This window comes from Neogemmobacter tilapiae (assembly GCF_014652215.1).
Classification (GTDB): Bacteria; Pseudomonadota; Alphaproteobacteria; order Rhodobacterales; family Rhodobacteraceae; genus Neogemmobacter; species Neogemmobacter tilapiae.
Genome location: NZ_BMYJ01000010.1, coordinates 91,612 through 116,191, shown reverse-complemented (window position 1 = coordinate 116,191; position 24,580 = coordinate 91,612). Strand labels below are relative to the sequence as shown.

Sequence of the window (24,580 nt, the reverse complement as noted above, 5' to 3'; positions counted from 1 at the left end):
GCGCGGAACGCTAGATATTCTGCTGTTGCGGAAAAGGCATTGTGAAGAACTTGATGCAGGCCCTTGGAAAAACATGGGTTTTCGGGAAAGCGATCGCGTGTTAGCCTGAGCTTGGCAGTAAAGCACCCGCACAAACAAACGCGGGGCAAAACCGAGGCAGGAAAAGGGGCAGGCGACGTGCGCGCACTGTTTTCGCGGTTCATCCGCAGTTTCACGATTTTGGGATTCATGGGTGTTCTGGCGGCCTGCGCGGCTAGGCCGGAACCGGCAGGGGCTGCCCCGTTCGCGGCCTTTGTGATCGACGCCAAGTCGGGTGAGGTTCTTTATGAGGACAATGCCACGGCGCGTCTGCACCCCGCCTCGCTGACCAAGATGCTGACACTTTACATCGCGTTCGACGCGCTGGAGCGGGGCGAGATTTCGCTGGATACGATGGTGACGGTGACACCGCACGCGGCCTCGCAGCCGCCATCGCGGTTGGGGCTGAAGTCGGGGCAGAAGATCGCGATGCGCTATCTGCTGCGGGCGGCGGCGATCAAATCGGCGAATGACGCAGCAACGGCGATTGGTGAGGCAATCAGCGGTTCGGAAGAGAAATTCGCGGCGCGGATGAACCGGACGGCGAAGGCGCTGGGGATGACGGGTTCGACGTTCAAGAACGCCAATGGGCTGACCGCGAAGGGGCACCTTTCGACGGCGCGCGACATGACGATTCTGGGGCGGCATCTGTTCTATGATTTCCCACAATACTATAACCTGTTCTCGCGCCGTTCGACCGATGCCGGTCTGGCCGAGGTGGCGAACACCAACCGTCGTTTCCTGGACGCCTATAAGGGCGCGGATGGGATCAAGACGGGTTTCACCAATGCGGCGGGTTTCAACCTGACGGCTTCGGCAGAGCGCGATGGTGTGCGCCTGATCGGGACGGTCTTTGGCGGCACCTCGACCGCGAATCGCAATGCCAAGATGGCGGAACTGCTGGATCTGGGCTTTAAGCGCGCGAATCCGCGTGCGGCGGAACAACCGCCTGCCGCGCCGAATTATGAGCCGGTGCCGGATGAGGCTTTGGTTGCCGAGGTTGAGGCGATGGGCGAGAATGTGAGCGCGCCGGCCAAGACTTTGCGGGTGGCGATTGCGCCCGCCACCTCGCAGCGCCCGAAGGGCCGGCCTGGCAAGGTGACGGAACCCCTGCCCTTTGCGGTGGCGGATGCGAGCGGGGCCATTGAGGCCGATCCGCAGGCGACGGCGGCTGCGGTGGACGCGATGCAGGACGGGATCGCCGGGGCCTTGGCCGAGGCGGGGGTGGGCGAAGCGACTGCCCCTGTGACCGAAGTGGCGGCACTGCCGGTGGAGACTGTGGCCGAAGTCGAAGTGGCCGCAGCGCCGGAAGTGGTGGAGGCCGTGCCGGCCGAAACCGTTGTGGCGGCGGCAGAGCCTGTGGTGGCCGAGCCTGTCATGGCGGAACCTGTGGCGGCCGAAGCCTTGCCCTTTGCGCTGGTCGATCCGAACACGCTGGAAGAGGTGGCCCCCGTGGTGGTGGCCGAGGCCCCGGCGCAACCGCAACCGGCGCAGATCATCCATACGGTGACCCCTGCCGAGCCGGAAGTAACGGGCGACGTGGTGCTAATGGCGGCGAACACGATGGAACCGCAAGCCCAGGAAACCGAGGTTGTGACCCGGATTTCCACCTCGGGCGGGCGGCATTGGGGCGTGAACATCGGGCGGTTTGACAGCCAATCGACGGCGGAACGGGCGCTGATGAAAACGATGCTGTCGGAAAGCAGCACGCTGTCGGAAAGCCTGCGCAAGATCGTGTCAAAAAGCGGCGGCTATGACGCCAATTTCATGGGACTGACGCAGGATCAGGCCGATCTGGCCTGCCGCCGGTTGCAGGCCCGTGGCACGCAATGTTTCACGATTGGACCGTAACAAATGACTGAATTTGCAATCCCTGCGCCCGGGCTGCCGTCCGTAGCTGTGCAGGGCAGCGCCCAACGTTTTCCGGTGCGGCGGATCTTTTGCGTTGGGCGCAACTATGCCGACCATGCCCGCGAGATGGGGCATGATCCGAATGCCGAACCGCCCTTCTTTTTCAGCAAGCCTGCGGATGCGGTGGTGGACAGTGGGGCGGTGATCCCCTACCCGCCCGCGACGCAGGATTTCCATTTCGAGGCGGAGCTGGTGGTGGCCTTGGGGTCCGGTGGCTTTGATCTGGATGAGGCGCAGGCCAGCGCCTTGATCTGGGGCTATGCGGCGGGAAATGATCTGACGCGGCGGGACGTTCAGGCCGAGGCCAAGGCGGCGCGCAGGCCCTGGGACATGGCCAAGGGCTTTGACCAATCGGCGGTGATCGGGCCGATCCGTCCAGGGCCGCTGGATATGGGCGGGACCATCCGGCTAACAGTCAATGGCTTGGTGAAACAGGAATCGGCACTGGAGCAGATGATCTGGCCGGTGCCTGCGCTGTTGTCCTATCTGTCGCGGCTGGTGCGGCTGGCGGCGGGCGATCTGATCATGACGGGCACCCCCGCCGGAGTAGGACCGTTGGTTGCAGGCGATGATTGTGTTGTGCAGATTGACGGGCTGGAACCTGCCCGCGTCGTGATCCGCTAGTCGTTGCTGTCCAGCCAGATTGTCACTGGCCCTTGATTGGTCAGTTCCACATCCATATCGGCCCCGAAACGCCCGCATTCCACCGCAATCCCCCGGTCGCGCAGGGCCTGCGCAAAGGCCAGATACAGCCGCTCCCCCTCGGCAGGGCCGGCCGCCCCTGAAAAGCCGGGACGATTGCCGCGTGATGTGTCGGCCGCCAAGGTGAACTGGCTGACAACCAAAGCGCCCCCGCCACTGTCTTTCAGCGACAGGTTCATCTTGCCAGCTTCGTCGCGGAAAATACGCAGCTTGATGATCTTGTCGGCCAGCTTTTCCACCGTGCCCAGATCATCCCCCGGCATAGCACAGACCAAGATCAGCAGGCCCGCGCCCACCTTTCCCACCACCTCACCCGCGACACGGACCTGCGCCCCCGTCACCCGTTGCAGCAAAGCCCTCACAGTTCATGCGCCCAAGGCGGGTTGGCCCCCGGACGGCTGACCGTCACTGCCGCCGCCCGCGTGCCCAGCGAAAGGGCCGCATCCAGCGTCGCCGCATCCAGCGTCTCAAGCCCCTTTTTCGTCAGCGCTCCGCGTTCATGCAGCGCCGCCAACACACCCGCGTTGAAGGTATCACCCGCCCCAACGGTATCGGCCACCTTCACCGGCGTTGCCGCATATTCCCGCGTCATCGTCTTGGTAAAGGCCCGCGCGCCTTTCGATCCTTCGGTGATGAAAACCACCTTCGGCCCCAGTTCCAGCACCTGCGCAGCCAGCGCCTCGATTTCCACCTCGCCCTTTTCCATCAGCCAGCGCAGGTCTTCGTCCGACATTTTCACGATGTCGGCCCGGCTCATCATCCGGTCGATCCGCGCCACATAATCCTCACGATCCGTGATGAAGCCGGGGCGCACATTCGGGTCGATCATCGTCACCCGCGTCTTGCACTCCCGCTCTTGCAGCGCCTCATAGGTGCTGGCCGCCGGATCGTTCACCAGCGAAATCCCCCCAAAGAACAGCGCATTGACCGAGGGCGGCAGCACCGGCAGATCCCCCACCGCCAGCAGACGCCCCGCCGTGTTTTCATCGTAAAAGGCATAAGTCGCCTGACCATTCACCAGTTTCACAAAGGCCAGCGTCGTGGGTCTGCCGGAACGGGCCGCGAATTTGGTGTCCACGCGCGATGCCGCCAAGGTCTCGATCAGGATCTCGCCCATAAGATCGGTCGAAAGCCCGCTGAAAAAGCTGGAAAGTGCCCCCAACCGGCCCAAAGCGATGGCGGTGTTGAACACGGCCCCCCCGGCATAGGGCGCAAAGGCCGGTTCATTCGCCGTCGTCAGGCGCGGCAACATGTCGATCAGGGCTTCACCACAGCTTAAAATCATCCCATCCCCCTTGGTCTTTTTCAAGGGAATAGGGCCTGACCCCGCATCGCGCAATGGGCTTTGCTTAGGCGGTAAAGAACGGTGTCAGATTGGCCCGGATCCGGTCCAGCGGCGTCGCCCCTGTCTGGTCCGGCACAAAGACCTGCCCGGTGATCGCCTCATAGGCCTTGATATAGACCTGCGCGGTTTGTTCGATCATCTCCGCCGGAATTTCCGGGATCGGATCGTGATAGGGATCGCAGCGAGCCGCCACCCAAGCCCGGATCACATCCTTGTCGAAGGACGGTGGCCGCGTGCCATCGCGCAAGGCGGCCTCATAGCCATCGACCAGCCAATAGCGTGAACTGTCCGGCGTGTGGATTTCATCGGCCAGTAGAATGTTCCCCGCTGCATCCACCCCGAATTCGTATTTCGTATCCGCCAGAATCAACCCCCGCTCGGCGGCAATCTTTTGCCCCCGCGCGAACAGCGACAGCGATTTGGCCGCCATCTCATCCCATTGCGCCTGTGTCACCAGACCCTGCGCCACGATGTCCTTGGCGGTCAGCGGCTCATCATGCCCGCCGTCAAAGGCCTTGGATGTCGGCGTCAGGATCGCCTGATCCAGCGGCTGGTTGTCGCGCAACCCGTCGGGCATGGTATGGCCATACATCTGACGCTGGCCTTGCTTGTACAGCGTCAAGATCGACGTCCCCGTCGTGCCGGCCAGATAGCCCCGCACGATCATTTCCACCGGCAGAATGGTCAAACGCTGGCCGATGACGACATTCGGGTCCGGATAGGCCAGCACATGGTTCGCCGCGATATCCGCCGTCTGGTCAAACCAATAGCGCGCTGTCTGCGTCAGAACCTGACCCTTATAGGGAATGGCCGCCAAAATCCGGTCAAAAGCGCTGATCCGGTCGGATGAAATCAGGATCCGCCGCCCGTCGGGCAGATCATAGCAATCCCGCACCTTGCCGAAATAGGGGTTCGGCAATTCGGGAATCCGGGCATGTTCAAGCGTGCGCATGGCGGCCTTTTCGGGCCTTGGCGGAGCCAAGTCAACTTTGATGCGTTCCCTTTCCGTGGGTTCACGAATGTTCACAAATGTTCTCATAAAGTTCTTGACGAAGCGTTAAGGATATGAGAACAAGATAGCAACACGGAACAGAGGAGGCGACCATGCTGAACGAAGTGAAAGCCGTCATCACCCGCTCGGGCGACACGATGATTGAGGATGCTTTGGGTGCCGCCTGCCTGTTTGTTCTGCTCTTTGCCGGGCTGTCCTTGCCCGGTCTGATCTGACGGTTTCTGCCTGCGGTCTGAATTCGGGGTTGCACGGTTCCCCATTTGTGCAAACGGCGTCTGCCTCTGATGCCCCGGGCTGTCCCGCCCGCCCCCGCATGACACGCTCCCTGCCGCCGCTCTCCCAAAGAGTGGCGGCTTTTTTTATTCCGCACTTCGGTTAAGATGGACCTATGACACAGGTAAAACTCCTTTCCGGCGACAACCCCCAGATCGCCAAAGCCGATGGCGATGCCCCCGTTCAGGCCTGGATCGCCGCCATTCCCGGTTGGAAAAGCCCCGCCGCGGCCCAGTTGGACCGGCTGGTCGAACAGGTGGTACCGGGGGTGAAAAAGGCGGTGAAATGGAACTCGCCGCTTTACGGCGTCGAAGGGCAGGGCTGGTTCATGGGCCTGCATGGGTTCAAGAATTACCTCAAAATCAACTTCTTTTTCGGCCAGCAACTGACCCCCTTGCCCCCGGTGGGATCAAAAGACCCCAACGCCCGCTATGTCCACATCACCGAAGCGGGCATCGATCAGGATCAACTGGCCGATTGGATCCGGCAAGCGGCGGCCAATCCAGGGTGGAAGGTCTAACCCCCCATCGCCTCGGCCAAAGCCTCTAGTGCGAGCAAAATAGAAGCATGGCGGTTGCGATGTTCCCGCGCGGGGATCAGCACCTCGTAACCCTCAAACGGCGCATCGGGCACCGGACCATCCTCGCGCAGCATGGCCAGCAACTGATCGCGGGCTTTGGTCACTTCCGGCAGTGTCCGCCCCACGGCCACCCTTCCAAGGATCGAGGCCGAGGCCTGCCCCAAGGCGCAAGCCTTCACATCCTGCGCGAAATCCGTCACCCGACCGTCCGTCACAACCACGTCCACCGTCACCGTCGATCCACAAAGCGGCGAGCGGCGGCGGGAGGTGCCTGTGGGTTCCTTCAACCGCCCCAAATGCGGAATATCGGCGGCCAGCGCCAAAATCCGCTGGGAATAAAGGGCAATCATCGCGCTGTCGGACATCCGGGCTTTCCCCTGCATGCGTTGCCCCTTAGATAGGCTTGAACCCCGCCCAAGGAAAGCCGGACCATGGTCTTTGATGCGAAAACCCTGACCTATGACGAACGCGGCCTGATCCCGGTGATCACGCAGGATCATCTTTCCGGCGAAATCCTGATGTTCGCCTGGATGAACGCCGAGGCCGTGGCGCGGACTTTGGAAACCGGGGCCGTGACCTACTGGTCCCGCTCGCGGCAGGCCTTTTGGATCAAGGGCGAAACCTCGGGCCATGTGCAGGAACTGGTGGAGATGCGGGTCGATTGCGACCGCGATTGCCTGCTGGTGCTGGCGAAACAGACCGGTCCGGCCTGCCACACGAACCGGCGGTCGTGTTTTTACACGGCGATCCGGGATGGGGTTGAGGTGGAGATTATGGCACCCGAAAATTGAGATTTCACGCGTGAAATTCCTGCAACATATTGTTTTATAGTTGAAATCAGAAAGAGGGTGTTTTTTGCCCTATAGGCCGATCATCCGCCGAATATCCCCCGGGGTCGCGCCCTCGGCCCGATACTTCGCCAAAGCCCGCGCATCATCGCGCTTCGCCAGGCGCTTGCCCTGATCATCCCGGATCAGGCGGTGGTGGTGGTAGACGGGCGTGGGCAGGTTCAGCAAGCGTTGGAGCAAAACGTGAATACGCGTCGCTTCAAACAAATCCTCGCCGCGCGTGACATGGGTCACGCCTTGGGCTGCGTCGTCGATGACGACCGACAGATGATAGGATGTGCCCATATCGCGGCGAGCCAGAACGATGTCGCCGATACTGTGGCTATAGACATCACGGGATGTTTGAACAAAACGACCCGAGCGCCCCCCCCCAGTTTCCATAAATTCGGTGTCCCAAACGCCTCCGGTCTCTCTGATATGATGCTCGCATGCGATGGCAGCGGCATGGGCCATATCAAGCCGAAGTGGCACATCACAAGGTCGAGCGAAATTGGAGAAGCTATGATGCTGGATTCCGTTCCAATCCTTGTCCCTGCATGTGCCCGGATATATTGGCCCATCTGGGCCGTAGTTGATGCCTTCCTGTGGCGCATTCAAAGCTTCTTCGATGTCGCGTCTTGTGCAACGGCAGGGATACAGCAAACCCCGCGCCCAAAGATGGTCCAGCGCCCGGTCGTATTCGGCCAGCCGATCCGACTGCCGCATGACGCCATCTGGCAGCATTCCCAACCATGCCAGATCGTCCAAGATCGCCGCTTCCCATTCGGGCCGTGATCTGGCCCGGTCAATATCTTCAATCCGCAGCAGGAACTGGCCGCCATGGGCGCGGGCCAGATCATGGGCGACAAAGGCGGCATAGGCATGGCCCAGATGCAAAGGGCCGGTTGGGCTGGGGGCAAAGCGGGTTACGACAGCCATGCGGTGAAGGATTCCTTCGCCCGGTCGGTATAGGCCTTATACCGATCCTTCCGGCCCTTACGCCCGCCTTTCGCGTCAATCGGCGGGAACAGCCCGAAATTCACGTTCATCGGCTGGAAGGTTTTCGCCTCAGCCCCCCCGGTAATATGCGTGATCAAGGCCCCCATCGCCGTATCTGCCGGGGGTGGGGGCAGCACGTCGCCCCGCATTTCAGCCGCCGCCATCCGCCCCGCCAAAAGCCCCATCGCGGCGCTTTCGACATAGCCTTCAACCCCGGTGATCTGCCCGGCAAAGCGGATATGCGGGTGCGATTTCAACCGCATCTGATCGTCCAGGAGCGTGGGCGAGTTGATAAAGGTGTTCCGGTGAATGCCGCCCAACCGCGCGAAACTGGCGTTTTCCAGACCCGGAATCATCCGCAAAACCTCGGTCTGCGCACCGTATTTCATTTTCGTCTGGAAACCGACGATGTTGTAAAGCGTCCCCAGCTTATTGTCCCGCCGCAACTGGACCACGGCATGGGCCTTCACATCCGACTGGTGCGCATTGGTCAGCCCCACCGGCTTCATTGGCCCAAAGCGCAGGGTTTCGCGGCCGCGTTCCGCCATCACCTCAATCGGCAGGCAGCCATCGAAATAGCCCGCCGTTTCGCCTTCGTGAAACTCAGTCTTTTCCGCCGCCAGCAGGGCGTCGATGAAAGCCTCGTATTGGTCTTTGGTCATCGGGCAGTTCATATAGGCGGTCTGTTCCTCGACCGTCTCGCCCTTGTCATAGCGCGACTGCATCCAAGCGACCGACATATCCACCGATTCCGCATAGACGATGGGGGCGATGGCGTCGAAAAAGGCCAGATGATCGGCCCCGGTTGCCGTCTGGATGGATTTCGCCAAGGCACCGCTCGTCAAGGGACCGGTCGCAATGATCCAATGACCTTGGTCCGGCAGTTCGGTAATCTCCTCGTAAGAGGTGCTGATCAGGGGATGCGCCTTCAGCCGCGCCGTGACTGCCGCCGCGAACGGATCACGATCCACCGCCAAAGCCCCCCCTGCGGGCAGGCGGTGCGCGCGGGCCATTTCCATGATCAGGCCCTTGGCTGCCGCCATTTCCCAATGCAGCAGGCCCACGGCATTGCGCTCGTCGTCGTCTGACCGAAAGGAGTTGGAACAGACCATTTCCGCAAAATCGCCGGTGCGATGGGCAAATGTGCCCACAGCGGGGCGCATTTCATGGATGACAACGGGCTGGCCTGCCTCGGCCGCCTGCCAGGCCGCCTCGGACCCCGCCATGCCGCCGCCAATGATGTGAAGCGTTTTTTGCATAGGCGGGGTTTAGCGTCGGGGACGGGGCGGATCAAGCAAGGATCGCTTTGGCCTCGCCCTAGGCCGCCGAGGGTGCAAAACTTTCGACGAAATCCACCATCTGTGGCAGGCAGATGCGTTTCAGGTCGTAGCCGTCCAGAATCGTCTGGCGGGCCGCACGGCGCATGTCGTCAAAGCGGCTGGGATGGGCCAAGGCTTTGGTCAGCATCGCAGCCCAGCCTTCGACATCGAAGAAATCGACGAGACGGCCATTCACCCCATCCTCGATCAATTCCTGCACCGGGGGGGTGCGCGACCCGATGATCAGCGCGCCCGCCGACATCGCCTCGAGCATCGACCAGGACAGGACGAAGGGATAGGTCAGATAGGCGTGGGCGCGTGTGATCTGCATCAGTTTGACAAAGGTCGGATAGGGCACCTTGCCCATGAAATGCACGCGGCTCATATCAAGCCGATCCTCAACCTCGGCCAGGAAGTGCTTTTTCCATGTGGTGCCTTGGGGGGCGGGGCGGCCATAGCTGACATCATCGCCGCCGATGATCACGACCTGCGCCTCGGGCCGGGCGGCCATCACCTGCGGCAGGGCACGCATGAAGGTGTGGTAGCCGCGATAGGGTTCGAGGTTGCGGTTGATGAAGGTCAGAACCTCATCCCCCGCCTTGATCACGCGGCCATCCGGCAATTCGACCGAGGCGGTGGCATCGGGTTTCATCACCTCGGTATCGACGCCGTCAAAGATCACCTTGATCTTTTCGCGCAGGAACGCCGGATAGGTGCTGGCCTGCCATTTTGTGGGCGACAGGCCGCCATCGGCATGGAGCATGGCCTGCCCCAGATGGGTGGTTCGGCCCTGGGCGATCATCACCTGATCAAAGCTGGGCTTGTCGAATTCGGGGTCAAAGCCAACATCGGCGCCGCGGCCTTTGTAATAAAACTCGGCATAGACGATCAGCTTGGCCTCGGGCCAGACCTCTTTCAGGAAGAGGGTTTCGCCCCAGCCGGAATGGCCAAAAATCACGTCGGGCACATAGCCGCGCTTTTCGCGCAATTGCAGCGCCGCGCGGGCCACAGTTACGCCCCTGTCGGACATCAGCGTATAGTTCCGTCCGAGCCGGGTTGCCGCCGGATCGGGCTGCGGGGATTCATGTTTGTATTTCAGGATCGGGATCGGCCCCGTCCGGTTGTTGGAAAAATCGGTCAGCGCCAGACATTCATGGCCACGGCGTTGCATTTCGGGGGCCAGATGCAGGAATTGACCGGGAAAATTCTGATGAACAAATAAAATCTTCACGTCTTAACCTTTGTGATCGGGCGAACCGAATGCTGCTGCCATCAACTGCTGGGTATAGGCGGTCTGCGGCGCGCTGAAAACCTGTTCCGTATCGCCCTGTTCGACGATGTCGCCATTCTTCATCACGACGATCCGGTGCGAGAGGGCGCGGACGACGCGGAGGTCATGGCTGATGAAGAGATAAGCCAGACCCGACTTTTGCTGCAAACGGCGCAAAAGTTCGACGATCTGCACCTGGACTGTCTTGTCCAAGGCGCTGGTGGGTTCATCCAGCACCACCAGTTTGGGCTCCAGCACCATGGCGCGGGCAATGGCGATGCGCTGACGCTGGCCACCGGAAAACTCGTGGGGATAGCGTTCCATCATGGCGGGGTCCAAGCCCACCTCGGTCATGATGGCCGAGACTTTGGCGCGGGTCTCGGCGGGTGAAAGGCCGGGGAAATGCACACCCAAGCCTTCGGCGATGATCTGTTCGACCGAAAGGCGGGGGGAGAGGCTGCCGTAGGGATCCTGAAAGACAATCTGCATGTCGCGGCGCAGGGGGCGCAGGGCATTGCCCTTGAGGCCCTGAATGTCGCGCCCCATGAACAAGATCGGGCCGGTCGATGGGGTCAGGCGCATGATGGCCATGGCGAGCGTGGTCTTGCCCGAGCCGCTTTCACCGACGATGCCCAAGGTTTCGCCGGCATGGATGCGCAGGCTGGCCGCATTGACGGCGCGGACGTGATCGACGGTGCGGCGCAAGAGGCCCTTCTGGATGGGGAACCAGACGCGCAGATTGTCGGTCTGGATGATTTGCGGCGCATCGGCTGGGATCGAATCGGCCTTGCCGGTGGGATCCGCGGCAAGCAGCTTTTGCGTATAGGGGTGCTGTGGGTTGGCAAAAATCTCGGCTGTGCAGCCCTGTTCGACAATCTCGCCGCCCTGCATGACGCAGACACGGTCGGCGATGCGGCGGACGATGCCGAGATCATGGGTGATGAACAGCAGGGAAAGCCCTTCGCGCGCTTTCAGATCGGCGAGCAGGTCAAGGATCTGGGCCTGAATGGTCACATCCAGCGCCGTGGTCGGTTCATCGGCGATCAGCAGTTCCGGGCCATTGGCCAAGGCCATGGCGATCATCACGCGCTGGCGCTGGCCGCCCGACAATTCATGCGGATAGGCGGAAAGGCGGCTTTCAGCCTCGGCAATGCCAACCTTTTGCAAAAGTTCAATCACGCGGGCACGGGCGGCGTTGCCGCGCAGGCCCTGATGCAGCGACAGGCTTTCGGCCAGCTGCTTTTCGATGGTGTGCAGCGGGTTCAGGCTGGTCATCGGTTCCTGAAAGATGAAACTGATGTCATTGCCCCGAATTTTTTGCAGCGCCTTTTCGCTGGCCGCGATCAGCTCTTCGCCCTTCCATCGCACATGGCCGGAGACTGTCGCATTATCGGCCAAAAGGCTGACCGTCGAAAGGGCCGTCACCGATTTGCCTGACCCGCTTTCGCCGACCAAGGCCACGGTTTCGCCGCGCCCCACATCAAAGCTGACCCCGCGCACGGCATGGACAAGGCGCCCATCCTGCCGAAAATCAACGGCGAGATCCTGCACCGAAAGGATCACATCATTCATCGAAAGGTCTTTCGCGGATCAAAGGCATCGCGCACGCCTTCAAAGATGAACACCAAAAGCGACAGCATGATCGCAAAGGTGAAAAACGCCGTGAAGGCAAGCCACGGGGCCTGAAGGTTCTGCTTGGCCTGCTGGGTCAATTCGCCCAGCGACGGCAGGCTCGAGGGTAGGCCATAGCCCAGAAAGTCCAGCACGGCCAAAGTGCCGATAGCCCCTGTAATCATGAAGGGCAGCATGGTCAGGGTCGCCACCATTGCATTTGGCAAAACATGCCGGAACATAATCTTGCTGTCGCCCACCCCCAAAGCTTTGGCCGCACGGACATATTCAAAATTGCGCGCCCGCAGGAACTCGGCCCGAACCACGCCGACAAGCGCGGTCCAACCAAAAAGCACCATCAAGCCCGTCAGCAGCCAAAAGTTCATCGGGACAATCGCCGCCATGATGATGATCACATACAGCGTCGGCACGCCGGACCAGATTTCAAGAATTCGCTGAAAGATCAGGTCCACCAACCCTCCAAAATAACCCTGTGCGGCACCGGCCGCGATGCCAATGATCGACGTGCAGGCTGTCACAATCAGGGCAAAGACCACGGATATTCGGAAGCCATAGATCACGCGGGCCAACACATCACGCGAGGTATCATCGGTGCCCAGCCAGTTTTGCGCATCGGGCGGACCGGGGGCAAAGCCCGGCTTGTCGACGATCGTGTTGAAACTGTAAGGCACCAATGCCCAAAGAATCCAACCCCTGTCGATGGGCTGGCCATCAACAGTCCCCGCTTCCTCGGCCTCGGCCTTGGTCGCCTCTGGCGCGTCAAAGCACAGTTCATTCCGCCCCGTCACGATCAGGCATTGCAGAACCGGGTCGTGATACTCGGCCTCGGTCCTGAAATCGTCGCCAAAGGCGGTCGAGGGATAAAAATTTAGAAAGGGGGTGTAGTACTCCCCTTGATGCTTGACCAGGAGCGGTCGGTCATTCGCCAGAAGTTCGGCCATCAATGACAGGCCGAACAGAATGGCAAAAATCCAAAGCGACCAGAACGCCCGGCGATTGGCCTTGAAATTTCGCCAGCGGCGCTGGTTCAGCGGAGAAAGCGCCATCACCTAACCCCGCTTTTCAAAATCGATGCGCGGATCAACCAGCGCATAGGTCAGGTCTGACAAGATACCGACCACAAGGCCGATCAACCCAAAAAAGAAAAGGTTGCCGAACATGATCGGATAGTCACGCGCCACCGTTGCCTCGTAGCCCATCCGCCCCAAGCCATCGAGCGAGAAGATGGTTTCAATGATCAGGCTACCACCGAACAGCACGCCCAAAAACAGACCGGGAAATCCCGCGATCACAATCAGCATCGCATTGCGGAAGACATGACCATAAAGCACCCGGGCCTCGGACAGCCCCTTGGCACGGGCGGTCAACACATACTGTTTCTTGATTTCGTCAAGAAAACTGTTCTTGGTGAGCAGGGTCATGGTGGCAAAGCTGGAAATCGTCGAGGCGATGATTGGCAGAGTCATATGCCAAAAATAATCGGTGATCTTGCCAAAAAGGCTTAGGCTTTCCCAGTTGGAAGAGGTGAGGCCACGCAGCGGGAACCATTGAAAATACGACCCACCCGCGAACAAAACCAGCAGCATGATGGCGAACAACAGGCCGGGGATGGCATAGGCAGCGATGATGATGCCGCTTGTCCACGTGTCAAACCGCGAGCCATCCCGCAGCGCCTTGCGAATACCCAGCGGGATCGAGATCAGATAGGCGATCAGCGTCGACCACAGCCCCAGCGAAATGGAAACAGGCATCTTTTCCCAGACCAGGTCCAGCACCCCGATAGATCGGAAATAGCTTTCGCCAAAATCAAAGGTCACATATTTGCCCATCATGATGAAGAAACGCTCCACCATCGGAATCATCTCTTTTTGGCATTCCGCTGCCTTTGCCGAAGGTTCGCCAGCAAAATCTTTGGCGCAAACAAAACGGGCAAAGCCGAACTGCACCTCCAGCCGATCAATGAATTCTGGCGGCAGCCCTTTGGCGCCGATGTAGCCGCCATTGCCACCTGTGCCTTCGCTGCCAGGCTCGGTCACGCCGGCATCACCACCACCGGAAATCGCCTGAAAAGCATCGCCGCCCCCGTCGATCCGGGCCAGAACCTGCTGGATCGGGCCGCCGGGCACAAACTGGGTCAGGGTGAAATTGACCACCATGATCCCAAACAGGGTCGGGATCACCAAAAGCAGGCGGCGCAGAATATAGGATGCCATGCTATTTCAGCGCGCCCGATGCTTTGAGCGCCGCCGCCTTTTCCGCATTGACCCACCAGAAATCCATGACGCCCAGCGCATAGGGTGGCATTTTGTCCTCGGATGGGTATTCATACATGTCGTAGTAGGCGACCCAGTACTGATTGTTGTACCACTGCGGCACCACAAAGCGCGCCTGACGCATCACCCTATCCAAGGCCATCGTCGCGGTGGTCAGTTCGTCTTTGGTTTTTGCCTCCATCACCACCCGGATCAGCCGGTCGACTGCTGGGTTTTTCAATCCCATGATGTTGAAGGCCGAGTCATCCGCCGTTTCAGAACCGAAATACTGCATCAGGCCCGACCCGGGAAAATAGTCTGTGGGTGTGTGGCCGGTGACGATATCGAAATCCATCCGTGGCGGACGGGTGCGCAGTTCCATCTGTGCATCATCGACCTTTGTCACTTTGGCATTGACGCCCAGCGCCGCTAGGTTTTCGACGAAAGGATTGATGATCCGATCAAACTGTGGGTCGTCGTTCAGGAATTCGACATCCAAGGTTTCACCCTTGGCATTGCGGCGCAACCCGTCCGTCCCGACTTCCCAGCCCGCCTCATCCAACAAGGCGCTGGCCTTGCGCAGGCTGGCCCGATCCAATTGCCGCTCGCCACCCAGATTGGGGAGCACCGGCTCTTCTGTCAGGATCGTGGCATCCAGCAAACCTTCATCGACCAGGGGCTTCAAAAGCGCTACCTCGGCCTCGGAAGGCAGGCCCGTCGCGGCCAGCCAAGAGTTTTCCCAAAATGAATTGACGCGGGAGTAAAGCCCAAAGAACAATGTTCGGTTCGTCCATTCAAAATTGAACATCAGTTCAATGGCCTGCCGAACCTTGGGATCCTGAAACTTCTCTTTGCGAAGATTGAACAAAAACCCTTGATTGCTGGCCTTGACGCCAGAACGCAGTTGTTTTTTCTGAACAACACCGCTTTGGACCGCAGGGAATTTATAGCCCTCGGCCCAGAACTTTGAACTGTTCTCTTGCCGGAAAGTGAATTCGCCCGCCTTGAATGCTTCGAATGCGGCATTGCTGTCGGCAAAATATTCGATGCGGATCCTGTCCAGATTGTGCCGCCCAATGTTGATTGGCAAATCTTTGCCCCAATAGTCGGGATTGCGGCGATAGATCACGGTGCGACCCACATCCATGCTGTCGAACATATAGGGGCCGGTGCCCATGTAGGGCTTCAATGTCTGCTCTTCGAGATCAAGGCCATCGCGTTCGTACTGGGCTTTGGAAAAAATCGGCAGCCCACCGGCCAGTTCAGGCAGGTCGCGGGTTGGGAACCCGGCTTTGAAGGTGAATTTTACCTTCAAAGGTTCAAGAATCTCGGCCTTTTCGATCTGTTGGCCCAGGATTGTGCGAAAGTCGGACAGGCCCTTGTCGCGGAGCAGCTCATAGGAAAAAATCACATCCTCGGCGGTCATGGCGCTTCCGTCCGAGAATTTCACATCGTCCCGCAGGTTAAAGATCACCCAGGACCGATCCTGTGGATATTCGATGGTCGTGCACATGAGGCAGTAGGACGCCCCGATTTCGTCGGCGGTACCCGCCAGAATGGATTCGTGCATGACCGTCGACAGGGCCGCGCCAACGCCTTTGATCGAATAGGGGTTCAGCGAATCGAACCCGCCAGGGGCGGATTGCGAGACCTCTCCGCCCTTCGGGGCATTGGGGTTCACATAATCCAGATGCGCAAAATCGGCAGGGTACTTCAGATCGCCAAAGGTCGAGATTCCGTGGCTGACGATGATCTCTTGTGCTTGGGCCAAACCGGCCCAACCCAACAGCGCCACAGCCACCAAGCCGCCAAAACGGTGATCCTGCATCATTCCCCCAACCTTTCTTTGCTCCGCCTGTCCGACGGTTGACGAAGCCATGCTACGCGGCAAGGCGGGGCACTCTCAAGCCGCGAATGCGTGACATTGGCGTGAGCCAGCAAAAAGGCCACCCTTTGGGCGGCCTTTTACAAGTTCCTGCGCGGTTTCGCACCGTTATTGCTGGGTTGCGAGCCAAGCAATCAAGTTGGCGCGGTCTTCGGCCTTGGGCAGACCGGCGAAGGACATCTTGGTGCCTTTCGCATAGGATTTCGGGTTGGTCAGGAACGCGTTCAGATTGGCCGGGGTCCAAGTGTCGGATGCCATGGCTTTCAGCGCGTCGGAGTAGGCAAAGCCGGCACTGGCGGCTTTCGCGCGATCCACAACACCGTTCAAGTGCGGGCCGACGCCATCGCTACCATCCAGTTTGTGGCAGGCCGCGCATTTGCCAAAGACTTTTTCGCCTTTGGTGGCATCCGCCGTTGCAAAGATTTCTTCAAAGGTCGGGCCTGCGGCGGCGGCATCGCCAGTCCCAGCCTCGGCCACTTCGATCGTGTAGGCTTGGGTCAGTTCGGCACCTTCTTCGCCATGCCCGGCGCCATGACCACCACCTGCTTTGGTGTCATAGAGCGCAGACGCGGCCCAAGACCCCATCAGAAAGATCAGAAACGCACCACAAAGGGCGCCAAGCGCTTTGGTGATCGTCATCGTGTCGAACATGTCGCGTCCTATCGTGGCCGGTGGCTGCGCCGGTATCTACCCGCTTCCCCATGGTCTCTGCAAGGTGTAGTAGCGCCCCGAAAGGCCCGAAAACGGGCAGATTGACAGGAATTGATCATGGCAGGCCGTATCGCGTTTCAGGGAGAGTTGGGGGCCTATGGCCATCAGGCCTGCCAACAGGCCCGCCCAGACATGGAGCCCCTGCCCTGCCCAACCTTTCAGGACGTCATCGATGCCTGCCAGAGCGGTGCTGCCGATCTGGCTATGCTGGCGGTTGAAAACTCGACCTATGGCCGAGTGGCCGATGTGCATTCGCTGTTACCAAGAGCCGGCCTGCACATCGTCGATGAATCGTTTGTTCGCGTGCATGTGAACTTGCTGGGGGTTCGCGGTGCCCAACTCTCCGACGTGACCGAAGCATACGGCCATGTCGTGATCCTGCCGCAATGTGCAGGCTTTTTGCGCCAACATGAGATTCGGGGCCGTGTGAGTTCCGACAATGCCCGCGCAGCGCGCGAAGTGGCCGAAGCGGGGGACAAGACCCGGGGCGCCTTGGCCAGCGAATTGGCAGCCAGCATCTATGGCTTGGACGTTCTGGCGCGGCATATCGAGGATCAGGCGAACAACACAACCCGCTTTCTGGTGATGTCACGCGAGCCCGATCGCAGCCGTCGGGGCGGGGGGCCGATGATGACGACCTTTATCTTCCGGGTGCGGAACATTCCAGCGGCGCTGTACAAGGCGATGGGCGGCTTTGCCACCAATGGTGTGAACATGACCAAGCTGGAAAGCTATATGGTTGGCGGCAGTTTCACGGCCACCGAATTTTATGCCGACATCGAAGGCCATCCCGAAGACCCCGGCGTCGCGCGCGCGCTGGAAGAACTGCGTTTCTTTACCAGCCATTGCCAGATCATGGGCGTTTATCCGGCGGATGAATTGCGGCGCAGCCAAAAAGCTTAGCCGCCGCGCAATTGTCCCACCAGATCGCGCAGCACGACGCCAGCGCGGGCGTGAAAGCGCCCCTCCAGCTTTTGCCGCCCCAAGCGCGCCCCTTGCAAGACGATCCGCGCCGCCAAAGTGCGGGGCCGCACCTCGACCTCTAATGCGACGCGGGTCCGCCGCGCCGACATTTCAAACAACCGCGTGACGAAAACCCCCGTAAACATCGGCGATTCGAAATCGAACAGCAAATGCGATGGCTCTTCGACCATCCGCAACTTGAGTTGACCGGAGCGGAGCTTGCCCCGCACCAGGCCGGTCACTTGCCAAACCGCCCCTGCGGCCAATTCGTCCCCCCCGTCAATGCGCAGCACTTCCACCCCTTTGCGCATCGCCGCCCGTTCCCAGCGTGTGGCATCGGTCAAGGCCGCAAAAAGCGCATGATTTCCGATATCCAGATCGTGATGAGCCTTCAGTTTCATGCCGGATCAATTCCCTTCGATGGCCAAGGTTCGCCTTATTCCAATCGATCTGCAACCCAGCACTCGATCAGGCTTTGCGCAATGGCCCCGCGCCGCGGCGCCTTTATCCAAGGGTGGCGACCATCCAGCACCTCAACCATCGCCGCTCGGTCGATCCAAAGGGCATCTTCGATTTCCGCAGGATCAATGGCGATTGCCTCGCTTTCGGCCTCGGCCAAACAACCCAGCATCAAGGACGCCGGAAACGGCCATGGTTGATTGGCAAGCACGCGCACCCGGCCCACCTGCACACCCGTTTCCTCGGCCACTTCGCGGCGCACAGCGCTTTGGATCGTCTCTCCGGGCTCCATAAAGCCGGCAAGACAGGAATACATTCCCTCCGGCCAGCCGGGGGAACGGCCCATCAAAAGCCGGTCGCCCCTGGTGACCAACATGATCACGACGGGATCCGTGCGTGGAAAGTGCTGCGCCCCACAATCTGGGCAATTGCGTTGCCAGCCGCCCATCGCGGGCGCACTTTCGGCACCGCAGGTCGCGCAGAACCTGTGGCTGCGATGCCAATGGACCAAAGCCTTGGCCGTCGCGGCCATTTCTGATTCCAGCGGGCTCAACCCTTGCAAAGCATTGCGCAGATCGGAAAATCCCTGCCCTTCCGGCAGGGCCGGATGGCCTTGCACCATTGGGTCCAGAAATCCCGCCTCGGTCCCTTCGGCCCCAGCCTCGGGCGACCAGTCGCTGATGTCGCAGGCAAATACCGCGGCGGCGTCCGCGGATAGGTTCGGATCCAAGCCCAGAAAGATCAACGGCCCGCCCTGTGCCAGAACCGGGCTGCTGATCGCGACAAAGGCCAGATGATCTGGGTTCCGGAACAAAGGCTTGCCGCGCCAAATCGGCATAACCCGCCCCTTTTCGGACAGGGCTTTTAATGTCTGTGGATCACCCCGATGTTCAGCGGCGCGCAGCAATCCGCCCCCGGCAAAGGCCAAACCTTCAAATTCCTGCATCAAGCGCATCCTTTGTTTCCCTTCTTAGGTGCCGCAGTGGGGGGACGTCTGCAACCGGGGAAATTTAGGGACAAGATTTGCGACCTTCGCGCAATGATTGCATCATATTCATTTACGCAATTTAAAGTTACACCTAACCTCATCTGATCCACGGCCCAAGAGGGGAAAAGGCAGTGCCGTCACGACAGGTTCAAAGCAAAGCTGGGCGGAGCCGACTTTGCCGCTGAAACCGAGGGACAAGTTGCCGGAACCGGCCCGATTCCGCATTCTGGCGACGACTGATTTGCACGCACATCTCTTTCCCTATGACTATTACGCGGACCGTCCAACGGACGAAGTTGGCCTTGCCCGCACCGCCAGTCTGATCACACGGGCGCGGGCCGAGGTCGCGCAGGGGCTTCTGCTCGACAATGGTGATTTTCTGAATGGCAACCCGCTTGGCGACCACGTCGCCCAGAATCTGAAAGTCGTCGAGAAGCCTCACCCCATGGTTCGTGCGATGAACGTCTTGGGCTATGATGCGGGCACTTTGGGCAACCATGATTTTGATCACGGGCTGGGCCTGATCTGCCATGCCGCCGAAGCAGCCCGCTTTCCAGTGGTTTGCGGCAATTTTTCCGCCATGCCGCAATCTTTGATCGGGCAAAGACTGGCGCAACGGGTGCCCCGTTGGGTCATCTTGTCGCGGAACATCCAGATGCCCGATGGCAGAATAAATCCCCTGCGAGTGGGCATCACAGGGGCCGTCCCGCCACAAGTTCACCAATGGGCTCCGGCGCAGATCGCGGGGCATGTGCAGTTGCAGGATATGGTTGCCGCAACCCAAAGAAATGTCGGAAATCTGCGGGCCGAGGGGGCCGATCTGATCGTGGTTTTGGCGCACAGCGGCATCGGCGCGCTTTGTCCCAGAACCGGGTCAGAGCATATGGCCACCGCGATCGCGGCGCTGCCGGGGGTTGACGTGATCATTGCAGGTCACAGCCATCTGGTCTTTCCCGATCCAGCTTATCCCCCATCCGAGGGCGTTGACCCTATTCGCGGTCAGCTGGCGGGAAAGCCTGCGGTTATGGCGGGACTTTGGGGTTCCCATCTGGGTGTCGTTGATCTTGACTTGTGGCATGACGAAAGTCGCTGGCGGTTCCAACATCAGGCCAGCGCCGTCTGGCCAATCCTGCACCCCGAACGCGGTCGAACGACCCGGCCCTTGGTTCACAGCCTGTCCACCGTGCTGGACGCCACCTATGCTGAACATGCCGCGACCTTATTGGAAATCCGCCGGCCTATCGGCCTAAGTGCCGTGCCTTTGAACAGCTATTTCGCGCTGGTCACCGAAACCTCCGCCACACGACTGGTTGCCGAAGCCCAAGCCGCCGCTGTTGCGCGGGCTATGCGCGGCACGCCAGAGGCTGACTTGCCGATCCTGTCCGCCACAGCACCATTCAAGGCTGGCGGCCGGTCCGGCCCGTCATATTTCACCGATATCCCGCCCGGTGCCTTGGCGCTGCGGCATATGGCGGACCTTTATCCCTATCCAAACAGCTTGCAGGCCATTCGCATCACTGGGGCCCAAGTGGCCGATTGGCTGGAGCATGCCGCAAACATGTTTTGCCAACTGCGACCCGGCGAACCAGACCAGCAACTGATCCGCCCCGAATTTCCCTGCTATAATTTCGATACGATCATCGGGCTGACCTATCAGATCGACCTAAGTCAACCGCGACGCTTTGCTGACGATGGGCGCTGTATTGATCCACAGTCGCGACGGATTAGCGATCTTTGTCTGAACGGTCGCCCCCTGGCCAGCGATCAGCCTTTGATCATGGCGACCAACAATTACCGGGCGGGCGGCGGCGGAAATTTCCCCGGCCTCGCCAACTGTGGCCCACCCCTTTGGCAAAGTCAGGCGACGGTGCGTGACCTGTTGATTGACCACGTTCAGAACCTTGGCATCGTGAAGGGCATCAAAACGCCCAGTTGGCGCTTTCGACCCCTGGCCGGAACTTCGGCCCTCTTTGAAACCTCCGGTGCGGCGCGACAGCGTCTGGACGACGCACATGGTCTTGATCTGCAATTGGTTCAAACCACGGCACAGGGCTTTGCCCGCTTTCGCCTGCGGCTTTGATCTGCTAGAGCCGTCGCGCAAAAGACGGAAAGCCCCATGAACCTGCAATTTGAAGCCGTGATTTTCGATCTGGACGGCACGCTGATTGATACTGAAAGCTTGGCGCTCGCCACCGGCATGGCCGCCTTTGAACGTGTCGGCAATCCGGTTGACGAATCCTTCATGCACGGCCTTGTCGGCGTCGACAATCCTACCGCCAACGCCCGCATCATGGCCCGCTTTCCGGCGCTGGATTTCGAGCGGCTGCACAAATTCTGGCGCGAAGGTTTCGACCGCGGTATCGAAAACGACCTGCAACTGAAGCCCGGCGTGGCCGAACTTTTGCCCGCTCTGATCCTGCCAAAGGCCGTGGCAACCTCGTCCGACCGCAGATCAGCCCTCTATAAAATCGGGCGGGCGGGGCTTGCCCCCCATTTCCCGCATGTCGTGTCGCGCGACGATGTCGTCAGCCCCAAGCCCGCCCCCGATCCGTTCCTGCACGCCGCCGAACTTCTAGGAGTCGATCCGTCCCGCTGCCTGGCCTTTGAGGACAGCGAAATCGGATCACAAGCCGCGATGGCGGCGGGCATGTATGTCATTCAGGTGCCTGACTTTGTTCCGGCGACCGGCCAGTTTGCCCATCACGTCGCCCCCGATCTTCTATCAGGTGCCCGTCATGCCGGGCTGATCTGACCGCTTGCAACCGCGCCCTTGTCGCCTTATATGACCGGTTGAGAGGTTGGCGCGGGCAGGTGCCTCGCCAACCCGGTCAGGTCCGGAAGGAAGCAGCCGTAACGAGCCCCACTTGGGTCGTTGTCCAGCCTCTCACCCTTTCCCGAAGCTCGCTCTTCCAGATGCCGCTTGCATTGGCCAATGCGCGCGATTAGTGGCACTCTTTCGCGAAAATGGGGATAGGCATGCACCGGCTGGCGATCGATTTTGGCACTTCGAATTCGGCTGCCGCCCTGGCCCATGAAGGGGGCATCTATCGCATCCCGATTGAGGGTCACGCCGACACACTGCCCACTGCGGTGTTCTTTCCTGTTGAGGGTGGCCCGATGCGGATCGGTGCCGCCGCCACGGCATCCCTGATTGCTGGGGACGAGGGACGCTATATGCGGGCGCTGAAAAGCGTGCTTGGCCTGCCACTCTTGCATGAAAAACGGTTTATCGGCGGACGCCGACAGAGCCTCGCTGATATCGTTGCGGCCTTTCTGGCCGCATTGCGCGAAAGGGCCGAGCTGCACACTGGCCTTGTCTTGCGGCAGGCGCTTTCGGGCCGCCCGGTGCATTTTCATACCGCCGATCCGGCCAAGGATGCGCAGGCCGAGGCAGATTTGCGGGCCTGCTATCACGCCGCAGGGTTCGAAGATGTCCGTTTTCTGGCCGAACCGGAAGCCGCTGCCCTAGCCAGTCACCAGCCGGGCCGAACCCTGGGTCTGATCGTCGATATCGGGGGCGGAACATCTGACTTTTCGCTGTTTCAGAGCCAGGGTGGTCACCCGGAAATATTGGCCAGCCACGGCATAAGGTTGGGTGGAACAGATTTTGATCAGGCAGTCTCGATGACCCATGCGATGCCTTTGCTGGGGCTGGAGGGACAATTGCGGCGACAACTGGGGACTGAAGTTCTGCCCGTGCCGCGCGCGCCCTATTTGGAACTGGCGACCTGGGCAAAGATCCCTTTTCTATACAATCCGGAAACCCGCCGCATGGCAGCCGATATGCTGAAAGTGGCTATTGATCCACGGGCTATCGGACGCTTTTGCAAGGTGTTGGATCACGAGCTGGGCCATAGTCTGGCCTTTGCGGTGGAACGCGGCAAGATCGAGGCGAATGGTGAGGTGCCTGTCGGCCGGATCGACATGGCGAATATCGAAAGTGAACTCTTTGTTGCGGTGACCGCCGAAAGTCTGGATGCGGCTTTGGCGCGTCACCGAGCGGCATTGCGTGAGGCCGCACACGAAACGCTGGCGCTGGCAGACCGCGCCCCTCACGAAGTGGGTGAAGTGATTCTTGTGGGTGGTTCCAGCCTTATGCGCCTCGTGCGCGACGAGATTCAACAACAGTTCCCGCGGGCCCAGCTCCGCAGCGCCGACGCGTTCACCGCCGTGGTGGACGGCTTGGCCCTCGCAGCGCGCGCCTTATGACCCCGGTCCCTCGCCGCCCAGCGCCTTGCCAAATATCCTTGCAACCCGCGCCTCGGCGGCGCGATAGGCGGCGAAATCCTTGCTGAACGACTTGATGCCGAACTTGGCGGCTAGAATCGTTGAAACGACCTGTTCGGGCGAAGCGTCCAGCCCGTCCAGATTCAGCCGTCCAGCGGCCACCCCCTCGGCAATCCAGCGGGCGATGTGCCCTGCGATCCGCCCATAGGCCTGCTGAACCTCGGTCTGACTGAACGGGGTATCCGCCGAGAGGATTTCGTCGGCATGGGGCGAATTCAGCATCGCCTCGACCGCATCGCCGTCGATGGCGTGAAACACCGCCAGCAAGGTTGCGGCAGGCTCGCCGGGGTTGGCCAGCACACGGGCCACCGTCCTTTCGGCGCGGGTGAAATGATGCCGGACCAGTGCCGTAAAGATATCGTCCTTGCCCGCATAGCGCAGATAAAGCGCCGGACGCGACATGCCCGCGCCCTTGGCAATATCCGCCATCGAGGTCCGCCGCAGCCCATAGCGGGCGAAGGCCACAAAGGCGGAACGCAGGATCGCTGCATCCTTGGGGTCTTCGGGCGGTTCATCCTCGGCCATCATAGGCCCATATTGCAGACCTGCGGCACAGCGTCAAACCGGCCATTGACATATTGACACTATGAGTCGAAAATGTCAGAAACAAGGAGGCCAGAGATGACGATCCAGCTTACCGTGAACGGGGCCGCACTGACGGTCGATCTGCCGGGCGATGTGCCGTTGCTGTGGGCGCTGCGTGATGGCTTGGGGATGACCGGCACCAAATTCGGCTGTGGCGTGGCCGCCTGCGGTGCCTGCACTGTGCTGGTGGACGGTGCGGCGGTGCGGTCCTGCCAGATGCCGATCGGCGAGGTCACGGGCCAGATCACGACAATTGAAGGTCTGGGACAGCCGGGAAATCTGGCGCTGATCCAGCAGGCTTGGATCAAGCATCAGGTGGCGCAATGCGGCTATTGCCAGTCCGGCCAGATCATGCAGGCAACAGCACTTTTGGCGGAGAACCCTGCCCCCTCTGACAGCGACATTGATGCGGCGATGCAGGGCAATCTTTGTCGCTGCGGGACCTATCCGCGTATCCGCGCCGCAATTCACGAAGCGGCCCAAATGATGAAGGCAGGCTAAG

25 protein-coding genes and 1 other RNA gene are annotated in these 24,580 nt (G+C 60.4%); 11 read left to right on the top strand and 15 right to left on the bottom strand.

What is annotated here, in order from left to right; all coding sequences use genetic code 11:
- Window positions 1-228: 228 nt before the first annotated feature.
- Together IE095_RS15235 and IE095_RS15230 are read left to right on the top strand one after the other, a co-directional pair.
- Entirely contained in the window at window positions 229-1,929 is a 1,701-nt protein-coding gene (locus tag IE095_RS15235) for a D-alanyl-D-alanine carboxypeptidase family protein (protein ID WP_189412666.1), read from the top strand.
- A 3-nt stretch (window positions 1,930-1,932) separates the two neighbouring features.
- The gene (locus tag IE095_RS15230) at window positions 1,933-2,613 is read left to right on the top strand and encodes a fumarylacetoacetate hydrolase family protein (RefSeq protein WP_189412607.1); all 681 of its coding nucleotides are present in this window, start codon (window positions 1,933-1,935) and stop codon (window positions 2,611-2,613) included.
- On the opposite strand, the gene dtd is transcribed toward IE095_RS15230, so the two are convergent.
- The 3 genes from dtd to IE095_RS15215 form a co-directional block, all read right to left on the bottom strand.
- On the bottom strand, window positions 2,610-3,053 hold the full coding sequence (gene dtd, locus IE095_RS15225) for a D-aminoacyl-tRNA deacylase (RefSeq protein ID WP_189412605.1): 444 nt from the start codon (window positions 3,051-3,053) through the stop codon (window positions 2,610-2,612). The two genes, IE095_RS15230 and dtd, sit on opposite strands and share 4 nt — an antisense overlap.
- Window positions 3,050-3,976, bottom strand: a complete 927-nt coding sequence (locus tag IE095_RS15220) for a carbohydrate kinase family protein (RefSeq protein ID WP_189412603.1) — start codon at window positions 3,974-3,976, stop codon at window positions 3,050-3,052. The genes dtd and IE095_RS15220 overlap by 4 nt, the downstream gene beginning before the upstream one ends.
- 64 nt (window positions 3,977-4,040) lie before the next feature.
- Window positions 4,041-4,988, bottom strand: a complete 948-nt coding sequence (locus IE095_RS15215; RefSeq protein ID WP_189412601.1) for a phosphoribosylaminoimidazolesuccinocarboxamide synthase — start codon at window positions 4,986-4,988, stop codon at window positions 4,041-4,043.
- Between the two features lie 152 nt (window positions 4,989-5,140).
- Here IE095_RS15215 and IE095_RS18645 point away from each other — a divergent pair, with 152 nt between their 5' ends.
- Both IE095_RS18645 and IE095_RS15210 read left to right on the top strand, forming a co-directional pair.
- Window positions 5,141-5,263, top strand: a complete 123-nt coding sequence (locus tag IE095_RS18645) for a hypothetical protein (RefSeq protein ID WP_268247726.1) — start codon at window positions 5,141-5,143, stop codon at window positions 5,261-5,263.
- 173 nt (window positions 5,264-5,436) lie between these two features.
- Window positions 5,437-5,841: a DUF1801 domain-containing protein gene (locus IE095_RS15210; protein WP_189412599.1), complete on the top strand. Its 405-nt coding sequence runs from the start codon at window positions 5,437-5,439 to the stop codon at window positions 5,839-5,841.
- Here IE095_RS15210 and IE095_RS15205 read toward each other — a convergent pair.
- The gene (locus IE095_RS15205; protein WP_189412664.1) at window positions 5,838-6,266 is read right to left on the bottom strand and encodes an iron-sulfur cluster assembly scaffold protein; all 429 of its coding nucleotides are present in this window, start codon (window positions 6,264-6,266) and stop codon (window positions 5,838-5,840) included. The genes IE095_RS15210 and IE095_RS15205 overlap by 4 nt on opposite strands.
- Window positions 6,267-6,332: 66 nt before the next feature.
- On the opposite strand from IE095_RS15205, the gene hisI reads away from it, so the two are divergent.
- Complete coding sequence (gene hisI / locus IE095_RS15200) at window positions 6,333-6,692, top strand: phosphoribosyl-AMP cyclohydrolase (RefSeq protein WP_189412597.1); 360 nt, start codon at window positions 6,333-6,335, stop codon at window positions 6,690-6,692.
- Window positions 6,693-6,761: 69 nt separating this feature from the next.
- Here the strand turns inward: hisI and gluQRS are convergent, their stop codons facing one another.
- From gluQRS to IE095_RS15160, 8 genes are all read right to left on the bottom strand, one after another.
- The gene (gluQRS, locus tag IE095_RS15195; protein ID WP_189412595.1) at window positions 6,762-7,667 is read right to left on the bottom strand and encodes a tRNA glutamyl-Q(34) synthetase GluQRS; all 906 of its coding nucleotides are present in this window, start codon (window positions 7,665-7,667) and stop codon (window positions 6,762-6,764) included.
- Window positions 7,655-8,986 carry a methylenetetrahydrofolate--tRNA-(uracil(54)-C(5))-methyltransferase (FADH(2)-oxidizing) TrmFO gene (trmFO, locus tag IE095_RS15190; protein ID WP_189412594.1) on the bottom strand — a complete coding sequence of 444 codons (1,332 nt, stop codon included), beginning with the start codon at window positions 8,984-8,986 and terminating at the stop codon, window positions 7,655-7,657. The genes gluQRS and trmFO overlap by 13 nt, the downstream gene beginning before the upstream one ends.
- Before the next feature lie 58 nt (window positions 8,987-9,044).
- Window positions 9,045-10,277, bottom strand: coding sequence for a glycosyltransferase family 4 protein (locus tag IE095_RS15185; protein WP_189412593.1), 1,233 nt, complete (start codon window positions 10,275-10,277; stop codon window positions 9,045-9,047).
- Between the two features lie 3 nt (window positions 10,278-10,280).
- On the bottom strand, window positions 10,281-11,888 hold the full coding sequence (locus tag IE095_RS15180) for an ABC transporter ATP-binding protein (RefSeq protein ID WP_189412592.1): 1,608 nt from the start codon (window positions 11,886-11,888) through the stop codon (window positions 10,281-10,283).
- Window positions 11,885-12,994, bottom strand: a complete 1,110-nt coding sequence (locus IE095_RS15175) for an ABC transporter permease (protein ID WP_189412662.1) — start codon at window positions 12,992-12,994, stop codon at window positions 11,885-11,887. The genes IE095_RS15180 and IE095_RS15175 overlap by 4 nt, the downstream gene beginning before the upstream one ends.
- A 3-nt stretch (window positions 12,995-12,997) precedes the next feature.
- Complete coding sequence (locus IE095_RS15170) at window positions 12,998-14,161, bottom strand: microcin C ABC transporter permease YejB (protein ID WP_189412591.1); 1,164 nt, start codon at window positions 14,159-14,161, stop codon at window positions 12,998-13,000.
- Window position 14,162: 1 nt separating this feature from the next.
- Window positions 14,163-16,079 (bottom strand): extracellular solute-binding protein, encoded by a 1,917-nt coding sequence (locus IE095_RS15165; protein ID WP_189412590.1) that lies wholly within the window; start codon window positions 16,077-16,079, stop codon window positions 14,163-14,165.
- 114 nt (window positions 16,080-16,193) lie between these two features.
- Window positions 16,194-16,736 (bottom strand): c-type cytochrome, encoded by a 543-nt coding sequence (locus IE095_RS15160; protein ID WP_189412589.1) that lies wholly within the window; start codon window positions 16,734-16,736, stop codon window positions 16,194-16,196.
- Window positions 16,737-16,853: 117 nt separating this feature from the next.
- Between IE095_RS15160 and IE095_RS15155 the strand changes: the two genes are divergently transcribed.
- Entirely contained in the window at window positions 16,854-17,699 is an 846-nt protein-coding gene (locus IE095_RS15155; RefSeq protein ID WP_189412588.1) for a prephenate dehydratase, read from the top strand.
- On the opposite strand, the gene IE095_RS15150 is transcribed toward IE095_RS15155, so the two are convergent.
- Both IE095_RS15150 and nudC read right to left on the bottom strand, forming a co-directional pair.
- Window positions 17,696-18,160 (bottom strand): hypothetical protein, encoded by a 465-nt coding sequence (locus tag IE095_RS15150; protein WP_189412587.1) that lies wholly within the window; start codon window positions 18,158-18,160, stop codon window positions 17,696-17,698. The two genes, IE095_RS15155 and IE095_RS15150, sit on opposite strands and share 4 nt — an antisense overlap.
- Window positions 18,161-18,195: 35 nt before the next feature.
- The gene (gene nudC, locus IE095_RS15145; RefSeq protein WP_189412585.1) at window positions 18,196-19,164 is read right to left on the bottom strand and encodes an NAD(+) diphosphatase; all 969 of its coding nucleotides are present in this window, start codon (window positions 19,162-19,164) and stop codon (window positions 18,196-18,198) included.
- 217 nt (window positions 19,165-19,381) lie between these two features.
- Here nudC and IE095_RS15140 point away from each other — a divergent pair, with 217 nt between their 5' ends.
- The 4 genes from IE095_RS15140 (at window position 19,382) to IE095_RS15125 (ending at window position 23,415) form a co-directional block, all read left to right on the top strand.
- On the top strand, window positions 19,382-21,286 hold the full coding sequence (locus IE095_RS15140; protein WP_189412583.1) for a bifunctional 2',3'-cyclic-nucleotide 2'-phosphodiesterase/3'-nucleotidase: 1,905 nt from the start codon (window positions 19,382-19,384) through the stop codon (window positions 21,284-21,286).
- 36 nt (window positions 21,287-21,322) lie between these two features.
- Window positions 21,323-21,958, top strand: a complete 636-nt coding sequence (locus tag IE095_RS15135) for an HAD family hydrolase (protein ID WP_189412581.1) — start codon at window positions 21,323-21,325, stop codon at window positions 21,956-21,958.
- Window positions 21,959-21,998: 40 nt separating this feature from the next.
- Window positions 21,999-22,095, top strand: an RNA gene (gene ffs / locus IE095_RS15130) — signal recognition particle sRNA small type.
- Between the two features lie 87 nt (window positions 22,096-22,182).
- Window positions 22,183-23,415, top strand: coding sequence for an Hsp70 family protein (locus tag IE095_RS15125; RefSeq protein WP_189412579.1), 1,233 nt, complete (start codon window positions 22,183-22,185; stop codon window positions 23,413-23,415).
- Here IE095_RS15125 and IE095_RS15120 read toward each other — a convergent pair.
- Window positions 23,410-24,018, bottom strand: coding sequence for a TetR family transcriptional regulator (locus tag IE095_RS15120; RefSeq protein ID WP_189412577.1), 609 nt, complete (start codon window positions 24,016-24,018; stop codon window positions 23,410-23,412). The genes IE095_RS15125 and IE095_RS15120 overlap by 6 nt on opposite strands.
- 96 nt (window positions 24,019-24,114) lie before the next feature.
- Between IE095_RS15120 and IE095_RS15115 the strand changes: the two genes are divergently transcribed.
- Window positions 24,115-24,579 carry a (2Fe-2S)-binding protein gene (locus tag IE095_RS15115; RefSeq protein ID WP_189412575.1) on the top strand — a complete coding sequence of 155 codons (465 nt, stop codon included), beginning with the start codon at window positions 24,115-24,117 and terminating at the stop codon, window positions 24,577-24,579.
- Window position 24,580 lies beyond the last annotated feature (1 nt).